The sequence below is a fragment of the Streptomyces sp. BV286 genome, from assembly GCF_019090165.1.
Lineage (GTDB): Bacteria > Actinomycetota > Actinomycetes > Streptomycetales > Streptomycetaceae > Streptomyces.
Genome location: NZ_JAHRIB010000212.1, coordinates 47,752 through 66,670 on the forward strand (window position 1 = coordinate 47,752; position 18,919 = coordinate 66,670).

Consider the following 18,919-nt stretch of genomic DNA (forward strand, 5'->3'; position numbering starts at 1 on the left):
CCCGACCGGACTCCTGGTGGGCGCCGCGGTGCGTCTGGGAGCCTCCTGTTACAGGGGCTCCCGGCTGGGGGCTTGGCGCCCCCAGGCCCCCGCTTCGGTCCTGCGGCCGTCCTTGCCGGACGGGCCGGACGGGCTGGAGGGTCTTCGTCTGCGGGTCGGTGGGGGCTGGTCGCGCAGTTCCCCGCGCCCCTAAAAGGACTGCGCAGTTCCCCGCGCCCCTTAAGTGACTGCGCCGTTCTCCGTGCCCCCAAGAGGCAGTTGAACCGGGCCGGGGGTCAGCGGACCTCGTACGGCTGGCCGTAGACCTTCCACTTCAACGGGGTGTCCAGGTCCAGGTTGCCGTCGTACAGGAACTGGCGCTGGGCCGTGTCCACCCGGGACGTGTCCCGGTCTTCTTCCTTCATCGTCTTCTTCCTGGCGTCCAGGAAGATGTCGAGGTAGGCCTCCTCCTCGCCGCCCTCCGCGGGAGTGTCCGCCTGTTCCATGGCCCGCTCGCGGATGCCGTAGAAGCCGGGATCGGTACCGGGCCCGTGCATGACCATGGCGTCGTAGTAGACGAACTGGCCGAGCGCGCCCAGGCCGTCCCGCCGGGCGAGGCGGACCGCCGGGTCGAAGTACACCCGGTCGCGCTCGGAGTCCTGCGCGCGACGGAACGCGGCCTTGCGCGACTCCGCCTTCCAGGCCGCGACGAACCCGGAGCCCAGCCCCTCGTGGGACTCGGAGCCGTCGACCTCCCGGAGGGCGGGGAGGTAGCGGGCCAGGGCGTTGTCGGGGTGGGACTTCGTGTAGCGCTCGACCAGTACGAGCAGGTCGTGCGTGCCCGTGGTGAAGCCGATGATGCCGGCGGTGTAACCACGGCCGTCACCTATGTCCTCGACGTAGTCGTACTGTCCGCGCCAGTCGAGGCTGGAGTTCTCGGCGCTGGACACGATCCGCTGGGCCAGTTCCTTCTTGTCCGGCGAGTCCAGGCCGCTGCGTCCGTCGGCGGACCGGGCGGGAGAAGCCGTCCGGGCGTCCGAGCGCGAGTCGTCACCGCTCTGGCCGGGCACGGCGAAGTACGCCGCCACCGCGACGAGAGGGACGGCGACGAACAGCAGACGGCCAGCGCGTTTCATGGGCAAAGAGTACGATCGGCCCTCAGCGGCGTGCCGCATCGGGTGGAGTATCTGTGAGCGTCGGGGGAGGACCTGTGAGCGCGGACGAACTGGCGCTGCTGCGGGCGGAGTTGGGCAGCCCCCTGCCGGAGGGCTTCGGGACGCTGGACGGCCCGCAGGCCCGGTCGCTCGCCCAGGCACTGCGCCGGGCCCGGGAACGCAGGGCATCCGGACTGACGGAGGCCGTCGAGGACGCCCTCACCCTCGTACCGGCCCTGACCAGGGAACCTGTCCGCCGGATGCTCTTCCGCTAGGGGACCACCGCATGGACACGCTGCGCGGCAGAGCAGAAACCCTCAAGCTCGCCCGACTGCTGGACGTCGAGCCACAGACGCTGGCGTTCCTCGAAGAACTGCCCGTCGAGGACGTACGTCTCTTCCGTGAGCGGTCCGTCGCCGCGCTCTTCGACGACACCCCCGGAACCCTCGACCGCGTCGCCGCCCTGACGAAGCTGCTGCCCGCCGGCGTCGCCGCGGGCATCGCACAGAAGGCGCTGGGCCCACGCCTGGCCGCCGCGCTCGCCGGCCGCCTCGAACCGGCCCGCGCGGCCGACATCATCGACAGGCTCCCCGCCGACTTCACGGCCCGCTGCTGCCACCACCTCGACCCGCGCCGCATCGCCGGGATCATGGGCAGGCTGGACGACGGCATCGTCGTACGCATCGCCCTCGTCCTCGCCGAACGCGGCGACCACCTCACCATGGGCCGCTTCGTCGGCCACCTGCGGGACTCGGCCCTGAGGACGGTCCTGCCGCAGCTCGACGACACGACACTGCTGCGCACGGGCTTCGTCATCGACCATCCCGAACGGCTCGCACACATCGTCGAGCTGCTGGACGACGAGCGCGTCTCCTCGGTCATCGAGGCCGCGGCCGACCACGGCCTGTGGCCCGAGGCCATGGCCGTCGCGGGCATGGCGGCCGGCGCCCAGCGGACCCGGATCGCCTCACTGACCGCCGCACAGCCCGAGGCCCGCCTCGACTCGCTGGTACGGGTCACGGCCGAGCAGGACCTGTGGGAGTCGCTGCTGCCGATCGTGTCCCTGCTCAGCGAGGACGAGCTGCGAGCCGTCGCCGCGCTGCCCGCACTGCGCGACCCCGCGGTGCTCGACGGTCTCGTCCGAGGAGTGGTGGCGACCGGCCTCTGGTCGGACTTCCTGCCCATGGTGGGGGCCCTGCCGCCGACCGCCCGACGGACCGTGGCGAAGGCCACCGGAGCGCTCGACGACCTCGACCTCGACGCACTGGCCCGCGGCGTCGACAAGGAGGACCTGTGGGAACTGGTCTTCCCACTGGTCGAGTTGATGGACGACACCGCCAGGCAACGGCTCCACGAACTGCCGGCCTTCCAGGAGCGGGCGGCCGGTTAGGGCCTAGGCTCATTCGGTCCGGTCCATGACCGAAAGGAGCCCCTATGGCCGTGATCAGCCTCAGCAAGGTGGAGGAGACCGCACCCGCTCTGGTCAGCCTGTACAAGAGCGCGGGGCTTTCTCTGCACAAACATGGCCTGAGCGGGCAGCGGGCCGCCGTCTACCTCGTCGTCGATTACTCGGGATCGATGAGACCGTATTTCAAGGATGGCAGCGTGCAGGCGCTCGCCGACCGGGTGCTGGGGTTGTCTGCCCACATTGACGACGACGGGACCGTACCGGTCTTCTTCTTCTCCACGGACATCGACGCCGTCACCGACATCGCGCTCGACAACCACCAGGGGCGCATCGAGCGGATCGTCGCCGGGCTCGGGCACATGGGGAAGACGAGCTATCACCTGGCGATGGACGCCGTCATCGACCACTACCTCGACAGCGGCTCCAAGGATCCCGCGCTCGTCGTCTTCCAGACCGACGGAGGCCCGATCAACAAGCTCGCCGCCGAACGGTACCTGTGCAAGGCGGCGAAGCTGCCGCTCTTCTGGCAGTTCATCGGGTTCGGGGACACGTCGAGCAAGCAGTTCGACTTCCTGCGCAGGCTGGACGACCTGGCGGTCCCGGGCAAGCGGGTCGTCGACAACGCCGGTTTTTTCCACGCGGGTGCGGATCCGCGGCGGGTCTCGGACGACGAGCTGTACGACCGCTTGGTGGGCGAGTTCCCCCACTGGCTGTCCGCGGCGAGGAGGCAGGGCATCATCGGGTGACCGCACGGACGCTCCCACCGGGCCGGTTCGCGCAGTTCCCCGCGTCCCTGCGGAGCGGGCTGCCTGAGGCCCGTCCGCACCGTGCCGGTCAGTTGTGGCTGGTCGCGCAGTTCCCCGCGCCCCTTGGGAGCAGAGGGCGCCCTGCGCCCCGCACGGACCGAGGAGTGCCACGAGCTCATGGACGGCGACGAGCACCACCGCTGACGCCGTCCGCGGCGAGGACCAGTTCCCGGCACTGCTCCGGGGTGCCCCAAGCGCCCCGCAGCGCCCGGGCCTTGGTCAGCCACAGGGACAGGTCGTACTCCGCGGTGTAGCCGATCGCGCCGTGCAGTTGCAGGGCCGTGCGGGCGGTCGCGTAGGCCGCCTCGCAGGCGGTGACCTTCGCGGCGGCGACGTCGGCCGGGTCCATCGTCAGCGCGGCGCCGAAGAGCAGGGGGCGCGCGAACTCCAGGGCGATCTTCGCGTCGGCCAGCCGGTGCCTGACCGCCTGGAACGAGCCGATGGGAACGCCGAACTGGCTGCGCTGCTTGACGTAGGTGACCGTCCTGTCGAGGAGGGCGAGGCCCACCCCGAGGGCCTGGGCGGCGGTCGCGAGGCGGGCCCAGGTGAGGGCCGCGTCCGCGCCGGAGGCGAGGTGGGGGCCGGCGGCAAGCAGTTCACCTCCGGGGCGAGGGAGGCACAGGCGCCGGGCGGGGTCGAGGGAGCGGCGAACCCGTCCGCCCGCGACTTCGGAGGAAGCGGATCCTGGAACAGCCGTCAGCCGCAGCTCCCCGGCGCTGGACTCCCCGGCCCCGGCCACCGTTGCCCCGGAAGCCCCCGTCACGGTCAGTTCCACATCCGCGACGTCGCCGTCCAGCACGTACGGTCCTGAGCCCGGCAGGGCCACCGTCGCGACGGTCTCCCCGACGGCCAGCCCCGGCAGGAATCTCTTGGCCGGACCCGGATCGGTGAGCAGCGAAGCCGCCGCCACCGTCTCCACCAGCGGTCCCGGCACCACGTGCCTCCCCAACTCCACGAAGGCGACGGCCAGTTCGACGGGTCGCGGTCCGAAGCCCTCGTACGCTTCGGGCACCGCCAGCGCGAACACCCCCGCGTCGCCGACACGCGACCACAGGGCCCGCCCGGCCGCATGGTCGCCGACGCTCCACGACCGTACGACCGAAGGGGTGTCCGACGCGGTCAGCAGCGCGTCCAGGGAGCGGGCGAACGCGGTCTGTTCGGCGTCCAGGACGAAACGCATCAGCGGCGCCCCTTCGGCAGGCCGAGCAGCCGCTCGGCGATGATGTCGCGCTGGATCTCGTTCGTGCCCGCGTAGATGGGTCCCGCGAGCGAGAAGACGTACCCCTCCGCCCATCCGCCGCCGCCCGCGTCGGCCGATGGGCCGTCCGTCAGCTCCCCGTCCGGCGCTTCCCCACCCGACAACTCTTCACCCGACAACTCCCCACCCGCCAACTCCCCGTCCCCGCCGAGGAGATCGAGTGCCGTCTCGTGGAGCGCTATGTCGTACTCGGACCAGAACACCTTGTTCAGACTGGACTCCGGCCCGACGGGCTCGCCGTCGAGGAAGCGGGACGCGGCCGCGTACGTGAACAGCTGGTAGGCGCGGGCGCCGATCACCGCGTCCGCCACGCGGTCACGGGTGAACGGGTCCCGGCCGCGCTCGCGCCAGAGCGCTGCCAGCCGGTCGGCCGAGGCCAGGAACCGGCCGGGGGAGCGGAGCGTCAGACCGCGTTCGTTGCCCGCCGTCGACATGGCCACCCGCCAGCCCTGCCCGGGCTCGCCGATCACATCCTCGTCCGGTACGAACACCTCGTCCAGGAACAGTTCCGCGAAGGCGGGCTTCCCGTCCAGCCTGCCGATCGGGCGGACGGTCACACCCGGCGCGCGCAGGCCGAACATCAGGTAGGTGAGGCCCTGATGGGGCTTCGGGGTGTCCGGCTCGCTGCGGAACAGGCCGAAGGCGCGGTCGGCGAACGCGGCCCGCGACGACCACGTCTTCTGCCCGCTCAGGAGCCAGCCGCCGTCCGTGCGCACCGCCCTGGACCTGAGTGAGGCGAGGTCGGAACCGGCCTCGGGCTCCGACCAGGCCTGTGCCCAGACGACCTCGCCGGAGGCCATCGGAGGCAGGATCCGCGCGCGCTGCTCCTCCGTTCCGTGGTCGAAGAGCGTCGGCGCGAGGAGGTTGATGCCGTTCTGGCCGACCCGCCCCGGGGCGCCCGCCGCGTAGTACTCCTCCTCGAAGACCAGCCAGCGCAGGAGCCCGGAATCCCGGCCGCCGTACGCGGCAGGCCAGGACACCACCGACCAGCGGTCCGCGGCGAGTTCGGCCTCCCAGGCGCGATGGGCGGCGAAGCCCTCCCCGGTCTCCAGGGAGGGCAGCGGCCCGGCCGGTACGTGCACGTCGAGCCAGGCGCGGGCCTCGGCGCGGAACGCCTCGTCGGCGGGTGAGTGGGTCAGGTCCATCGGGCGGCTTCCTTCGGTGGCGGCACGCTTCCCTAACAAGTGTTTGGTAGGTTAGCGTGGGCTCATGACAGACGTCGAGGGTCCGGTGTACGTACCGGGGCACGGGCTGTTGAAGGGGCGCACCGCGGTCATCACGGCCGCCGCGGGCGCCGGGATCGGTGGTGCCACCGCCCGCCGCTTCCTGGAGGAAGGCGCGCGCGTGCTGATCAGCGACGCGCACGAGCGGCGGCTGAAGGAGTACGAGGAGGAGCTGGCCGGGGAGTTCGAGGGGGTCGCCGCGCTCGCGTGCGACGTCACCGACGGGACCCAGGTGCGCGCGCTCTTCGGTGCGGCGGTGCGGCTGCACGGGCGGCTCGACATCGTGGTGAACAACGCGGGTCTCGGCGGCACTTCGGACCTCGTCGACATGACCGACGAGCAGTGGTCGAAAGTCCTCGACGTGACACTGGGCGGTACCTTCCGGTGCACCCGCGAGGCTCTGCGGGCCTTCCGCGACGGCGCCCACAGTGGTCACGATGGTCATGGCGGTCACGATGGTCATGGCGGTCATGGCGGTCATGGCGGTCATGGCGGTCATGGCGGTCACGGTGGCGTGATCGTCAACAACGCCTCCGTCGTCGGCTGGCGCGCCCAGGCCGGCCAGGCGCACTACGCGGCCGCGAAGGCGGGCGTGATGGCGCTGACCCGGTGCGCTGCCATGGAGGCGGCCGCCTTCGGAGTGCGGGTCAACGCCGTCTCACCGAGCCTCGCCATGCATCCGCACCTGGTGAAGGTGACCACTCCCGAACTGCTGGAGGAGCTGACGTCCCGCGAGGCCTTCGGGCGGTACGCGGAGCCGTGGGAGGTGGCCAACGTGATCGTGTTCCTCGCCTCCGGCTACTCCTCGTACCTGACCGGCGAGGTCGTCTCCGTCAGCAGCCAGCATGCGTGAGCACTCCGCGTGGGGCCGGGCCGAGGCACCGCACACCACAATGGAACCGTGCCTACCAAGAAGAAGCCCCAGGTGACCGCCTCGCCCGAGCGGCGCCGTGAACTCCTCGGTACCGCCGCCGAGGTCTTCGCCGAGCAGGGCTACAACGCCACCACCGTACGCAAGATCGCGGACCACGCGGGCATGCTCGCGGGCAGCCTCTACTACCACTTCGACTCCAAGGAATCGATGCTGGAGGAGATCCTGCGGACCTTCCTGGACGAGCTCTGGGACGGGTACGACACCGTCCTGGACGCAGAGCTCGGCCCGCGCGAGACGCTGGAGGCCCTGGTCACCGAGTCCTTCCGGGAGATCGACCGGCATCGCGCGGCCGTCGCGATCTACCAGAAGGAGTCCAGGCAGCTCGTCGCGCAGGAGCGCTTCGCGTTCCTCGCCGAGTCGCAGCGCAGGTTCGAGAAGGCGTGGCTGTCCACGCTGGAGCGGGGCGTGGCCGGCGAGGTCTTCCGGGACGACCTCGACATCCGGCTCACCTACCGTTTCGTGCGCGACACCGTGTGGGTCGCCGCGTCCTGGTACCGGCCCGGCGGACAGCACAGCCCCGACGAGATCGCCCGCCAGTACCTGTCGATGGTGCTGGACGGGATCGCCGTACGAGACCAGCCGTAGAAGGCAGTTGAAGCAGGGGAGTCGTCATGGCCGAGGCCTACATCGTCGAAGCGGTCCGTACACCCGTGGGGCGCCGGAAGGGCGGACTGGGCGGGGTCCACCCGGCCGATCTGGGCGCGCACGTGCTGAAGGCCCTGGTCGCGCGCTCCAAGGTCGACCCGGCCGCCGTCGAGGACGTCGTCTTCGGATGCCTGGACGCCGTCGGGCCGCAGGCCGGTGACATCGCGCGGACGTCCTGGCTGGCGGCCGGGCTGCCCGAGGAGGTGCCGGGGGTGACCATCGACCGGCAGTGCGGATCCTCGCAGCAGGCCGTGCACTTCGCCGCGCAGGCCGTGCTCTCCGGCACACAGGACCTCGTGGTCGCCGGCGGCGTGCAGAACATGACGCAGATCCCCATCGCCTTCGCCTCCCGCCAGGCCGCCGAGCCGCTCGGACTCACCCAGGGGCCGTTCGCCGGCAGCGAGGGATGGCGGGCACGCTACGGCGACCGGCCCGTCAACCAGTTCCACGGCGCCGAGCTGATAGCCGCCAAGTGGGGCATCAGCAGGCAGGACCAGGAGGAGTTCGCCCTGCGGTCCCACCAGCGGGCGCTACGGGCCATCGACGAGGGACGCTTCGTGCGCGAGACCGTGCCGTTCGGGGATGTCACGGTCGACGAGGGGCCCCGGCGGGACACCTCGCTGGAGAAGATGGCCGGGCTGAAGCCCGTCGTCGAGGGCGGCACCATCACCGCCGCCTGCTCCTCGCAGGTGTCCGACGGGGCGGCCGCGATGCTGCTCGCCTCGGAGCGAGCCGTCCGTGAGCACGGCCTCACCCCCCGGGCGCGCGTGCACCACCTCTCCGTGCGCGGGGAGGACCCGATACGGATGCTGTCGGCGCCGATACCCGCCACCGCGTACGCCTTGAAGAAGACGGGGATGTCCATCGGCGAGATCGACCTCGTCGAGATCAACGAGGCGTTCGCGCCCGTGGTGCTGGCCTGGCTGAAGGAGACCGGGGCCGACCCCGGGCGGGTCAACGTCAACGGGGGTGCGATCGCTCTCGGGCACCCGCTGGGCGCCACGGGAGTGAAGCTGATGACGACCCTCCTGCATGAACTGGAGCGGACCGGCGGCCGGTTCGGGCTGCAGACGATGTGCGAGGGCGGGGGACAGGCCAACGTGACCATCATCGAGCGGCTCTAGGCTACTTGCCGGCTGCGGGTGGGCGAGGGCCCGTCCCGCAGATCCCGCGCCCCGAGGGGGTGTCCCGACGGGGCGCCCCTGTGGAGGCGCTCACGGTGAGCCGGGGCCGGGAAGCGCGCCGAGCGTCTCCCTGGCCTCCGCCATCACCCGCTCCACCAGCTCCGCACACGACGGCAGGTCCTCGATCAGCCCTGCCACCTGGCCCGCGGCCATCACCCCGAGATCCGCGCGGCCCTCGACCATCGACGCGCGCAGCAGCATCGGGGTGTTGGCGGCAAGGAGGACCTGGCTCCAGGTCAGGCTCCTGCCGTGCTTCATCGCCAGGCCGTCGCGGATCATCCGCGACCAGGTGAGCCCCGACAGCTTCCTGAACCCGGCGGCCCGGCGCACCGCCCGGCTCAGGGTCCGCACGCGGCCCGCTCCCTCCAGGGAGTCGACGAGGTCGGTACGGAGCATGCGGTGCGGCAGCCCGTCCACGGCGGTCGTCACCGTCACGTCCTTCACCGTGGCCGCGAGATACCGGGCCTTCACCGCGTCCGGCACCGTCGACTCCGAGGTCAGCAGGAAACGGGTGCCCATGGCGACGCCGGACGCGCCGTACGCGAGGGCCGCGACCAGACCCCGGCCGTCGAAGAAACCGCCCGCCGCGACGACGGGTATACCGACGGCGTCCACGACCTGGGGAAGGAGGACGCTGGTCGCCACCTCACCGGTGTGGCCGCCGCCCTCACCGCCCTGCACGATCACCGCGTCCGCGCCCCACGCCGCGACCTTCTCGGCATGACGGCGGGCCCCGATGGACGGGACGACGACAACGCCCGCGTCCTTGAGCTCGGCGATCAGCTCACGGGAGGGCGCCAGCGCGAACGAGGCGACCTTCACGCCCTCCTCCACGATGATCCGCACGCGGTCGCCGGCGTCCCCCGCGTCCGCGCGCAGGTTCACCCCGAACGGCGCGTCCGTACGGGACCTGACCTCGCGGATCGCCGCCCGCAGCCGGTCGGGTGTCATCGTCGCGGAGGCGAGGATGCCCAGCGCACCCGCGTTCGCCGTGGCGGAGACCAGACGCGGGCCCGCCACCCAGCCCATCCCGGTCTGCACGATCGGATACCGCACGCCGACGAGCCTGGTCAGTGCGGTCTCCATCAGCCCCTGACCTCACGGTCGCGCAGACCCCGCGGATCGATGACCTCGCGGATCGACGCCAGCTCCGCCGCGGACGGATCCCGGGTGTACGGCACCTCGTCCGCGACGGCCAACTCGAAGCCCGTCGCCGCGAAAACCTCCTCGACCGTCACCCCCGGATGCAGCGAGGCCAGTCGCATCGAGTGGTCCGGGGTCGTGAAGTCGAACACCCCCAGATTCGACACCACCCGCGGAATGCGGTGGAAACGGGTCGCCGTCGGGCCGGCCGCCGCCGCGCTGTCGTACCCCACCCCGCCGATCATGTCGACCTTCTCGACGAAGACCCGCTTCGAGTGCTTGGGCACCCAGTAACTGACCGGGTTGTTCAGCGTGTTGACCGGTGCGCCCCGCACTCCGAGCAACTGCCGGGTGGGCCGCTCCCAGTCGCCCACGCACGAGATGTTCTGGTTGCCGAAGCGGTCGATCTGGCTCGCGCCCATCATCACGTGCCGCCGCCCGCCGGTCACCAGGGCCAGATGCTGCCGGTAGGGCAACCAGCCCTCCGGGGTGCCGTCGGGGCCGACCAGCATCGCCTCGCCGTCGGTCAGCAGCAGGTCCGGCGAGAAGGTGTGCCGGGCGAGGCGGGCCCCGACCGACGGGATCAGGCCCATCGGGCTGGCCAGCACCTCGCCGTTGTCCCGCCAGGCCTCCGCGCAGGCGATCACGCAGTACTCGGCCCGGGTGACACCGCTCAGGGCCGTGCTCGTCGACACACTCATCGCTGCTCCTCGTGCCAGGCCTCCACGGCCGTCCGGTAGGCCTGCTCGTCGCCCGAGAGGAACCTCGCGGCGAACTCGGGCCAGGGCATGGACGCGTAGAGCCGCTGGAAGGCCTCGTCCCGGTCGTGGTCGGGCGCGCACGACGTGAAGTGGGCGCCGCTCGGCGCCTCCACCACGCCGGTCACGCTCAGCCGCTTGATCAGCAGGGTCTGCGGGGGCGCCGCCTTCGTCAGCTCCGCCGTGTCGACGATCCGCTCACAGGACACGTACGCCGTCGCGGCCGCCTCGCAGAACAGGTCGTCGAAGTACGGGTCGGGTCCCAGATACTGGCCGTTGCCCGCGCGGTCCGCGCGGTTCACATGGACCAGCGCAGCGTCCAGACGCAGGGCCGGCATCGCGACGAACGTCTCAGGCAGGCCCGTCGACTCGTCCTCGTACGGTGAAGTGACCGTGCGCAGCCCCGGATTGACCCGCATCACGTCCGAGCCGATACCGGCCCGCACCGGCAGGAACGGGAGCCGGTTGGCGGCCGCCCGCAGCCCCCACATGAACATCGCCTCGTCGATCTCCATCAGCTCCAGGGAGCCGCTCTCACGGGCCGCCCGGAAGTGCGGTTCGAGCGGGATCGAGTCGAGCGTCGCGAACGGGGCGACCAGTTTCCGTATCCGCCCGGCGGCCGCGAGCATGCCGACGTCCGGGCCGCCGTACGAGACGACCGTGAGATCGGTGACCGTGGAGCGGAGCAGCGCGCGCACGAGCGCCATCGGCTTGCGGCGGGAGCCCCAGCCCCCGATGCCGAGGGTCATCCCGCTCTCCAGCCGGGAGACGGCCTCGTCGGCGGTCATCGTCTTGTCACCCATCTACCCGCCCGCCTTTCCGAACGTGTCCCGGACCCTGTCGCCCACGCCGCCGAGGCCCGCCTCGAACGTGAACCCCTGCTCGAAGCGGTAGCTGCGCCGCACGTCGACAGGATCGATGCCGTTGATGGCCGCCTTGGCGAGCCGGATCAGCTGCCCGTCCTTGCCCGCGATCTCCCGGGCCAGCTCCAGCGCGGCCGAGCGCAGCCCCTCACGCGGCACGACCCGCCACACCGACCCGTGGCCGTGCAGCTCCGCCGCGGTCGCCGTGCGCGACGTGTAGTACAGCGCCCGCATCAGGTGCTGGGGCACCAGGCGGGCCAGGTGCGTGGCCGCACCCAGCGCGCCCCGGTCCAGCTCGGGCAGACCGAAGGTGGCCTCCTCGCTCGCCACGATCGCGTCGGCGTTGCCCACCAGGCCGATGCCGCCGCCCAGACAGAAACCGTGCACCTCCGCCACCACCGGCACCTCGCACTCGTACACCGCGGCGAAGGCCTCGGCGCAGCCGCGGTTGGCGCCCAGCAGGGCGCTGTCGCCCCCGGCCTGTATCTCCTTGATGTCCACGCCCGCGTTGAACCCCCGCCCCTCGGCGGCCAGCACCACACAGCGGATCCCGGGGTCGCGGCCCGCCGCGCGCACGGTGTCGGCCAGCTCGAACCAGCCGTGCACCGGCAGCGCGTTCACCGGCGGGAAGTCGACCGTGACGAGCGAAATCCCTTTTTCCGGGGACGAGGTGGAGACACCCATGGACGCATCAGCTACCTTTCCACCAAACGTTTGTTAGGTGCGGTCAGCTCTGAAAGTAACAGCGAACACCGGCGAGCGGGAGGCCCTGTGGACAAGCGGCTCGTTGTGGTCACCGGCGGGACCAGAGGAGTCGGCGCCGGGATTGCCCGGGCCTTCGCCGACGCGGGTGACGAGGTCCTGGTCTGTGCGCGCAGACCACCTCAAGTACCCCTGGAAGGCATCGGGTTCGCCCCTCTCGACCTGCGCGACCCGCCGGCCGTACGAGCCTTCTTCGAGCGGCTGCCCCGACTCGACGTCCTGGTCAACAACGCGGGAGGCGCCCCCTACCGGCTGCTCACGGAGACGGAGGCCGAGCGGCACGCACGCGTGATCGACCTCAACCTCACCGCCCCCCTGACGGCCTCCCTCGCGGCGTACGACCGGCTGAAGCACGCCCGGGGCTCCATCGTGATGATCGGCAGTGTCAGCGGGACCCGGCCCTCGCCCGGCACGGCGGCCTACGGGGCGGCCAAGGCCGGACTGGAGAACCTGGCGCGCTCGATGGCCGTCGAGTGGGCACCGGACGTGCGCGTCAACACGCTCGTCGTGGGGATGGTCCGCACCGGGCTGTCCCACCTCCACTACGGGGGCGAGGACGGCATCGAGGCCGTCTCCCGCACCGTCCCGCTGGGGCGGCTCGCCGCGCCCTCGGACATCGGCGGAGCGGCCGTCTTCCTCGCGTCGGACGCCGCCGCGTACATCACCGGCGCCGGCCTCCTCGTCCACGGGGGCGGCGAGCGGCCCGCCTTCCTGGACGCGGCGACCGTCAACAAGGAGAAGTGACATGACCTCAGGCACGTATCCGGACGCGGGCGCCGGCGGCCGCACGGGCATCTGCGACGGCCGGGTGGTGATCGTCACGGGCGCCGGGCGCGGGCTCGGACGGGCCCACGCGCTCGCCTTCGCGGCGGAGGGCGCACGGGTCGTCGTCAACGACCTGGGGGTCGGGCTCGACGGTTCCCCCGGGGCCGACAGCCCGGCCCGGCAGGTCGTCGAGGAGATCTCGGCGGCGGGCGGAGAGGCCGTCGCGCACGCCGGGGACATCGCGACGACCGAGGGCGCCGCATCCCTCGTCCACACGGCCGTGGACGCCTTCGGGCGACTCGACACACTCGTGAACAACGCCGGGTTCCTGCGCGACCGGATGCTGGTGAACCTCGACGAGGACGACTGGGACGCCGTCATGCGGGTCCACCTGAAGGGCCACTTCCTGCCGCTCAAGCACGCCGCCGCGCACTGGCGGGCGCAGGCGAAGGCGGGGCGGATGCCGCAGGCCCGGGTCGTCAACACCAGCTCCGGAGCGGGCCTGTCGGGATCCGTCGGACAGGGCAACTACAGCGCGGCCAAGGCCGGCATCGTCGGACTCACCCTCGTCGCCGCCGCCGAGATGGGGCGCTACGGAGTGCAGGTCAACGCCATCGCGCCCGCCGCGCGGACCCGGATGACCGAGGCGGCCTTCGCGCAGGCCATGGCGGCACCGGACAGCGGCTTCGACGCGATGGCACCCGGGAACGTGTCACCGCTCGTCGTCTGGCTGGGCTCCGCCGCGAGCGCCGGGGTCACCGGCCGGGTCTTCGAGACCGAGGGCGGCCGCATCACCGTCATGGACGGCTGGCGGCCCGGCCCGAGCGCCGACAAGGGGGCGCGGTGGACTCCCTCCGAGGCCGGGGACACGACACTGAAACTCCTCGCGGAGGCACAGGCGCCGCACCCGGTGCACGGGGCGCAGTGACCGGGGGCGGTCCGCGGAGAACGGGAGGAGGAGGAAGGCCGCGCACCGCCGCCGGGTCCTTCCGGGCGGAGGGCGGAGAGCGGAGGGCGGAGAGCGGCGGCGCGCGGCTGCCGCCGGTTGCTCCCGGGCGGAGGGCGCCGGTGGTCCGCCGAAGGGCGCGGGAACGCACGCCACCGGCCGCCGTGCATCCGCGACCCGCCCACGGCCCGCCGTCTACGTGTCGCACTCCAGCACGGTGCGACACAGCCCGCACCGCGCCCGCACCCGGCCGCGTACCGGCACCCGGATCCGCTGGTGGCAGGTCGGGCACGGGAACGAGACCCGCAGCGGACCCCCGCCGTCCGGCGTGAAGACGTACCCGGTGTCCACGGCCGGACGCGGCACGGGACGGTCCTGGGCGTGGCGGCGGTCCTGCGCGTAGCGTCGCCGCCCCGCCCAGCCCGCCGCGGTCAGCGGAGGCTGCCGCTCGTCGTGACGGGCCCGGGCCATGCCCTTCGTGTACGCGGTGTACGCCTGCGCACTGGTGAACCACGTCGAAGGGTCCTCCCCGAACACCAGCGACCGCTTCGCCAGCACGTACCCGAACTCCTCCGGCGTCAGATAGCCGAGCTTCTGCGAGGACGCCGCGTCCTCCCGGTACGCGTCGAGCAGCAGCCAGCCCGCGCCGAGATACGTCGTCGCCGTGTCCGTGAGGATCTCGTTGTCCCGTGTGCCGGGGAAGGACAGGCCGAGGCGGTGCAGCCAGACGTGCATCACCTCGTGCGCCAGCGCGGCGCCGATGTCCCGGCGGTGGGTGCGGAAGCGGTCGTTGAGCTCGATGAAGTACTCCGGGCCCGCGGTGAGCTCGACGCTCGCCGCGTGACCCATCTCCCGGAAGCTGATGATCATCCGGGCGTCCGGCAGCCGGAAGTGGCGCACCAGCTCCCGGGACACCCGTTGCGCGCCCAGATACAGGTCGTCCGTGTCGCAGAACGCCACGTCGGCGGGGGCCACGCTGGTGGCGAACATGTGCACGCTGTCGTACGAGAGCCGCTTGTAGAGCGCGGTGACAGCCGCCCGCACCGTCTCCAGGTGTGGATAGCCGTGCTCGACCGGACCGCCGTTCGCCACGCCCGTACCCCCAGGGAGGCCCCGAACCTCATTCCACTCTAAGGGGACGCGAGCGGATTCTCGCGGGTTGGGTTCCCCGACAGGGGAGTGACATCCGCCCTTGCCACCCATGCCGCATGATCTTCATACTTCTATGCACTCACTGTGCGCTCAACCCCCCGCGAAAGGGAACAAGTTGACCAATAGGACGCTCGGTCTTCTCAGGAGACCGGCTTACAGGCGGGCCGCGGCCATCGGTGCCGTCACTCTCGCGGCCGCCAGCCTCCAGCCCCTGGCCGCGCACGCCGCTCCCGCGCAGGACGACAGGCCCGGGACGAGGATCGTCGGGGGCACGCCCGCCGCACAGAACGAGTTCCCGTTCATGGTCAGCCTGTCCATGGGCTGCGGCGGGTCGCTCTACAAGAAGGACGTCGTCCTGACCGCCGCGCACTGCGTGGGCGGTTCGGGCAACACCACCGGCATCACCGCGACCGCCGGGAAGACCGACCTCGACGCCGCGGGCGGGATCAAGGTCAAGTCCACCAAGGTCATCCAGGCCCCTGGCTACGACGGCAACGGCAAGGACTGGGCGCTCATCAAGCTCGCCCGGCCCATCGACCTGCCGACGCTGAAGATCGCCACGAACACCCGCTACAACAAGGGCACGTTCACCATCGCCGGGTGGGGCGACACCGCGGAGGGCGCGAACGCCGGCTCCTCGAAGCTGCTCAAGGCCAAGGTGCCCTTCGTCGCCGACCGCCAGTGCAAGCGGCACTACGGCGGCAGGCTGATCGCCGGGCAGGAGATCTGCGCCGGCGTTCCGCGGGGCGGGGTCGACACCTGCCAGGGCGACTCCGGCGGACCCATGTTCCGCAAGGACGACGCCGGGAAGTGGCTCCAGGTCGGGATCGTCAGCTGGGGCGACGGATGCGCGCGCCCGATGGTGCCCGGTGTCTACACCGAGGTCTCCACGTTCGCGAGCGCGATAGCCCGAGCCGCGGCGACGCTCTAGCCGTCCGGCCCGGTGGGCGGGTGTTCGCGGCGCCAGTGCCGTGGGCGCCCGCCTTCTTGTGCCCCGGGGCGGGCGGCCTTCGCGCGGTTTCCCGCGCCCCCGATCGTGTCCGCGGGTCCGTCGCGCCGTGGCTGGGCGCGCAGTTCCCCGCGCCCCTGACGGGCGACGGCCAACCGCCGTCCTTCAGGCCTCGCCCCCGACGCCGGACAGCGTCGGAGGCGCCGCCGAGCCCTCCAACTCCAGTACCCAGACGTCGTTCGGGCCCTCCCGCAACAGCGGCCCGGGGACGTACAACGACGACTGCGGGCCGACGGACCAGTAGCGGCCCAGGGCGAAGCCGTTCACCCACACGAACCCCCGGGTCCAGCCCGGCAGTCGGAGACGGGCGTCGCCGGCGCCGCGCACCGACACCGTGCCGCGGTACAGACCGGGGGCGCCCACCCCGGGCAACACCCCGAACGGCACCCCCTCCACACCCGCGTCGAACGCGTCAAGACGCAGCGCACGCGCCCGCACGCCGTGCAGATACTGCCGTTCGTGCAGCACACCCCCCGTGAGCCCCTTCGGCTCCCCGGTCCGCGGCCCGTAGTTGACCCGCCCCAGCGACTCCACCCACAGCTCCACGCGAGCGGGCCCCGCGACCGCCTCCTCAAGCTCCGGCTCGTCCTCGGTGACCACCCCGGCCGGCACCCCGTCGACGTACACGACCGCCAGATCCCGCAGCCCGCGCACGGCCAGCGGATACGGCCGCCGCGGCCCCGGCACGTCCACCGTGTAGCGCACGAGCCCCCGGTCGACGTCCAGTTCCTCGAACGTGGGCGGCATGGGCGTGAGCGTCTCGGGCCCGCCCAGCGCGTCGAGCACCGCGGGCAGGGACGCCCAGCCCGTCAGGTCCACGGCGGCGGGCGAGCCCAACGAGGCGGGCTCGGGAGGCAGCGCCGGCAGCGGCCCCTGCGCGTGCGCGGCCAGCAGCGACCGGAACCGCCAGAACTTCTCGGTGGGGCGACCGTGTTCGTCGATCGGCGCGTCGTAGTCGTACGACGTCACATCCGGCTGGAGGACCTCGTCGTGCAGCGCGCCGCCCCGGTTGGCGCCCGCCCAGCCGCCGAAGCTCGTGCCGCCGTGCGCCATGTACAGGTTGACCGAAGCCCCGCACTCCAGGATCTCCCGCAGCGCCTCCGCCGCGTCCGACGGGTCACGCACCGCGTGCTCGCCGCCCCAGTGGTCGAACCAGCCGCACCAGAACTCCATGCACATCAACGGCCCCGACGGCCGGTGCCGGCGCAGCACCTCGAAGGCCCGGCGGGCGTGCGAACCGAAGTTCACCGTCGCCGGCACACCCTCCAGGCAACCGCCGGTGAGCATGTGGTCCTCAGCGCCGTCCGAGGTGAACAGCGGCACGCTCACGCCCCCGGCGCGCAACATCTCGGCGAGACGCCGCAGATACACCCGATCCGAACCGTAACTGCCGTACTCGTTCTCGACCTGCACCATCACCACCGGACCACCACGGTCGAACTGCCGCGGCACGATCTGCGGCAACAGACGGGAGAACCAGCGCTCCACCGGCCCCAAGAACCCGTCGTCGCGGGTACGCACCCGGACACCGGGCCGGCCGGTCAGCCAGTGCGGCAGCCCGCCGTTCTCCCACTCGGCACAGATGTACGGACCCGGCCGCACGATCGCCCACAGCCCGGCCTCCTGCGCCGCGTCCAAGAACCGGCCCACGGCCCCCACGTCCCGCGGCACGCCCGGACGCGGCTCGTGCAGATTCCACGGAACGTACGTCTCCACGCAGTTGAGCCCCATCGCCCGCAACATCGCCAGCCGGTGCCCCCACTGCCCCTCGTGCACCCGGAAGTAGTGCAACGCCCCCGACAGCACCCGCACCGGCCGACCGTCCACCAGAAAATCGGTGTCCCCCACCACGAACTCGCTCATGCCGCCACCCTCACCCCTGGCGGGCGACCCGGTCCATGGACAAAGATCGGCACCGGTTGGACGCAACTGACCGGACGCGGGACCCACCGGCGCGCCCGGCGGACACCGCTCGCCCCGGCGGGAGGAAAGCGGAGGAAGGCGGAGGAAGGCGGAGGAAGCCGATGTACCACACCTGGATGCGGTTCTTCACCCCCGGCCCCGCCCACCACAGACTCGGCCTCGTCTGCCTCGGCGTCGGCCTCCAGCACGGGGCACTGCCCACGGTCGGACCCCGCACCCTCGACCACCACGTCGCCGTCGTCGTCAGCACCGGCCGCGGCTGGCTCCGCACCCCCGACGGACACCGCACGACGGTCACCGCCCCGGCCCTGCTCTGGCTCACCCCCGGCGTACCCCACCACTACGCACCCGACCCCGACACCGGCTGGGACGAGGCCTTCGTCGACTTCACAGGCCCCACCACCGCCACCTACACCGAACTCGGCTACATCGAACCGGACCGACCCGTCGTACCCCTCTCCGACCCCGGCCCGGCCCGCGCCACCATCGGCCGCATCGCCCGCGCCGCCCGCCGCGGCAACCCCCTCCTGGAGGTCGAGACCAGCGCCGCCGTCCACGAACTCCTCGTCACCCTGCGCCGCACCCGCGCCGACACCACCCCCGACGGCGAACAGGTCCTCCAGGCCCTCGCCCGCGACGCCTGCCGGCCCCTCACCGTCGCCGACCACGCCGCCCGGCACGGCATGACCCCCGCCGAACTGCGCACCGCCGTCCGCCGCGGCGCCGGCTGCAGCCCCAAGGACTACCTCCTCGGCATCCGCCTCGGCCGCGCCAAGGAACTCCTCGCCGCCACCGGGCTCCCCGTCGCCGCCATCGCCCGCCGCGTCGGCTACGACGACCCGGCGTACTTCTCCCGCCTGTTCACCCGCCGCGTCGGCATGGCACCCGTGCGCTTCCGGGAACAACAGGGCCGTACCGTCCCCGGCGGCTGGAGCCACCAGGTCCCCGACCCCGACGATCCGCCGACGATCGAGCGGCCGCACACCACCTGAGGCACGCCACGTAGG

At 72.1% G+C, this 18,919-nt stretch carries 19 protein-coding genes; 10 read left to right on the forward strand and 9 right to left on the reverse strand.

Annotated features, from left to right (window positions below):
- Positions 1–275: 275 nt before the first annotated feature.
- Entirely contained in the window at positions 276–1,115 is an 840-nt protein-coding gene (locus KUF83_RS40785) for a chitosanase (protein ID WP_217460173.1), read from the reverse strand.
- A 74-nt stretch (positions 1,116–1,189) separates the two neighbouring features.
- Between KUF83_RS40785 and KUF83_RS40790 the strand changes: the two genes are divergently transcribed.
- Genes KUF83_RS40790 through KUF83_RS40800 form a run of 3 tightly spaced genes read left to right on the forward strand, consistent with a single transcriptional unit; the run spans position 1,190 to position 3,287 of the window.
- The gene (locus KUF83_RS40790; RefSeq protein ID WP_217460174.1) at positions 1,190–1,408 is read left to right on the forward strand and encodes a hypothetical protein; all 219 of its coding nucleotides are present in this window, start codon (positions 1,190–1,192) and stop codon (positions 1,406–1,408) included.
- A gap of 11 nt (positions 1,409–1,419) precedes the next feature.
- On the forward strand, positions 1,420–2,523 hold the full coding sequence (locus KUF83_RS40795; protein ID WP_217460175.1) for a hypothetical protein: 1,104 nt from the start codon (positions 1,420–1,422) through the stop codon (positions 2,521–2,523).
- Between the two features lie 44 nt (positions 2,524–2,567).
- Complete coding sequence (locus tag KUF83_RS40800; protein ID WP_217460176.1) at positions 2,568–3,287, forward strand: VWA domain-containing protein; 720 nt, start codon at positions 2,568–2,570, stop codon at positions 3,285–3,287.
- 175 nt (positions 3,288–3,462) lie between these two features.
- On the opposite strand, the gene KUF83_RS40805 is transcribed toward KUF83_RS40800, so the two are convergent.
- Positions 3,463–4,527, reverse strand: a complete 1,065-nt coding sequence (locus KUF83_RS40805) for an acyl-CoA dehydrogenase family protein (RefSeq protein WP_217460177.1) — start codon at positions 4,525–4,527, stop codon at positions 3,463–3,465.
- Positions 4,527–5,750, reverse strand: a complete 1,224-nt coding sequence (locus KUF83_RS40810) for an acyl-CoA dehydrogenase family protein (protein WP_217460178.1) — start codon at positions 5,748–5,750, stop codon at positions 4,527–4,529. The genes KUF83_RS40805 and KUF83_RS40810 overlap by 1 nt, the downstream gene beginning before the upstream one ends.
- Before the next feature lie 64 nt (positions 5,751–5,814).
- Between KUF83_RS40810 and KUF83_RS40815 the strand changes: the two genes are divergently transcribed.
- The 3 genes from KUF83_RS40815 to KUF83_RS40825 are packed head-to-tail and all read left to right on the forward strand — an operon-like array spanning position 5,815 to position 8,531.
- Entirely contained in the window at positions 5,815–6,681 is an 867-nt protein-coding gene (locus tag KUF83_RS40815) for an SDR family oxidoreductase (protein ID WP_217460179.1), read from the forward strand.
- A 48-nt stretch (positions 6,682–6,729) separates the two neighbouring features.
- Positions 6,730–7,347, forward strand: coding sequence for a TetR/AcrR family transcriptional regulator (locus KUF83_RS40820; RefSeq protein WP_217460180.1), 618 nt, complete (start codon positions 6,730–6,732; stop codon positions 7,345–7,347).
- Between the two features lie 26 nt (positions 7,348–7,373).
- A complete protein-coding gene (locus KUF83_RS40825) occupies positions 7,374–8,531 on the forward strand; it encodes an acetyl-CoA C-acetyltransferase (protein ID WP_217460181.1) in 1,158 nt (385 codons plus the stop codon).
- 90 nt (positions 8,532–8,621) lie between these two features.
- On the opposite strand, the gene KUF83_RS40830 is transcribed toward KUF83_RS40825, so the two are convergent.
- Genes KUF83_RS40830 through KUF83_RS40845 form a run of 4 tightly spaced genes read right to left on the reverse strand, consistent with a single transcriptional unit; the run spans position 8,622 to position 12,039 of the window.
- Positions 8,622–9,677 carry a nitronate monooxygenase family protein gene (locus KUF83_RS40830; RefSeq protein ID WP_217460182.1) on the reverse strand — a complete coding sequence of 352 codons (1,056 nt, stop codon included), beginning with the start codon at positions 9,675–9,677 and terminating at the stop codon, positions 8,622–8,624.
- Entirely contained in the window at positions 9,677–10,435 is a 759-nt protein-coding gene (locus tag KUF83_RS40835) for a CoA-transferase subunit beta (protein WP_217460183.1), read from the reverse strand. The genes KUF83_RS40830 and KUF83_RS40835 overlap by 1 nt, the downstream gene beginning before the upstream one ends.
- Positions 10,432–11,295, reverse strand: a complete 864-nt coding sequence (locus tag KUF83_RS40840; protein ID WP_217460184.1) for a CoA transferase subunit A — start codon at positions 11,293–11,295, stop codon at positions 10,432–10,434. The genes KUF83_RS40835 and KUF83_RS40840 overlap by 4 nt, the downstream gene beginning before the upstream one ends.
- Positions 11,296–12,039 (reverse strand): enoyl-CoA hydratase family protein, encoded by a 744-nt coding sequence (locus KUF83_RS40845; RefSeq protein WP_217460185.1) that lies wholly within the window; start codon positions 12,037–12,039, stop codon positions 11,296–11,298.
- An 87-nt stretch (positions 12,040–12,126) separates the two neighbouring features.
- Between KUF83_RS40845 and KUF83_RS40850 the strand changes: the two genes are divergently transcribed.
- Both KUF83_RS40850 and KUF83_RS40855 read left to right on the forward strand, forming a co-directional pair.
- On the forward strand, positions 12,127–12,861 hold the full coding sequence (locus KUF83_RS40850) for an SDR family oxidoreductase (protein WP_217460186.1): 735 nt from the start codon (positions 12,127–12,129) through the stop codon (positions 12,859–12,861).
- 1 nt (position 12,862) lies between these two features.
- Positions 12,863–13,810: an SDR family oxidoreductase gene (locus tag KUF83_RS40855; RefSeq protein WP_217460187.1), complete on the forward strand. Its 948-nt coding sequence runs from the start codon at positions 12,863–12,865 to the stop codon at positions 13,808–13,810.
- Between the two features lie 213 nt (positions 13,811–14,023).
- On the opposite strand, the gene KUF83_RS40860 is transcribed toward KUF83_RS40855, so the two are convergent.
- Positions 14,024–14,920 carry a hypothetical protein gene (locus KUF83_RS40860; protein ID WP_217460188.1) on the reverse strand — a complete coding sequence of 299 codons (897 nt, stop codon included), beginning with the start codon at positions 14,918–14,920 and terminating at the stop codon, positions 14,024–14,026.
- Positions 14,921–15,095: 175 nt separating this feature from the next.
- Here KUF83_RS40860 and KUF83_RS40865 point away from each other — a divergent pair, with 175 nt between their 5' ends.
- Entirely contained in the window at positions 15,096–15,911 is an 816-nt protein-coding gene (locus KUF83_RS40865; RefSeq protein WP_254645118.1) for a trypsin-like serine protease, read from the forward strand.
- Between the two features lie 183 nt (positions 15,912–16,094).
- Here KUF83_RS40865 and KUF83_RS40870 read toward each other — a convergent pair whose 3' ends face one another.
- On the reverse strand, positions 16,095–17,852 hold the full coding sequence (locus KUF83_RS40870) for a beta-galactosidase family protein (protein WP_217460190.1): 1,758 nt from the start codon (positions 17,850–17,852) through the stop codon (positions 16,095–16,097).
- Between the two features lie 161 nt (positions 17,853–18,013).
- On the opposite strand from KUF83_RS40870, the gene KUF83_RS40875 reads away from it, so the two are divergent.
- Positions 18,014–18,904 carry an AraC family transcriptional regulator gene (locus KUF83_RS40875; RefSeq protein ID WP_217460191.1) on the forward strand — a complete coding sequence of 297 codons (891 nt, stop codon included), beginning with the start codon at positions 18,014–18,016 and terminating at the stop codon, positions 18,902–18,904.
- Positions 18,905–18,919: the final 15 nt, after the last annotated feature.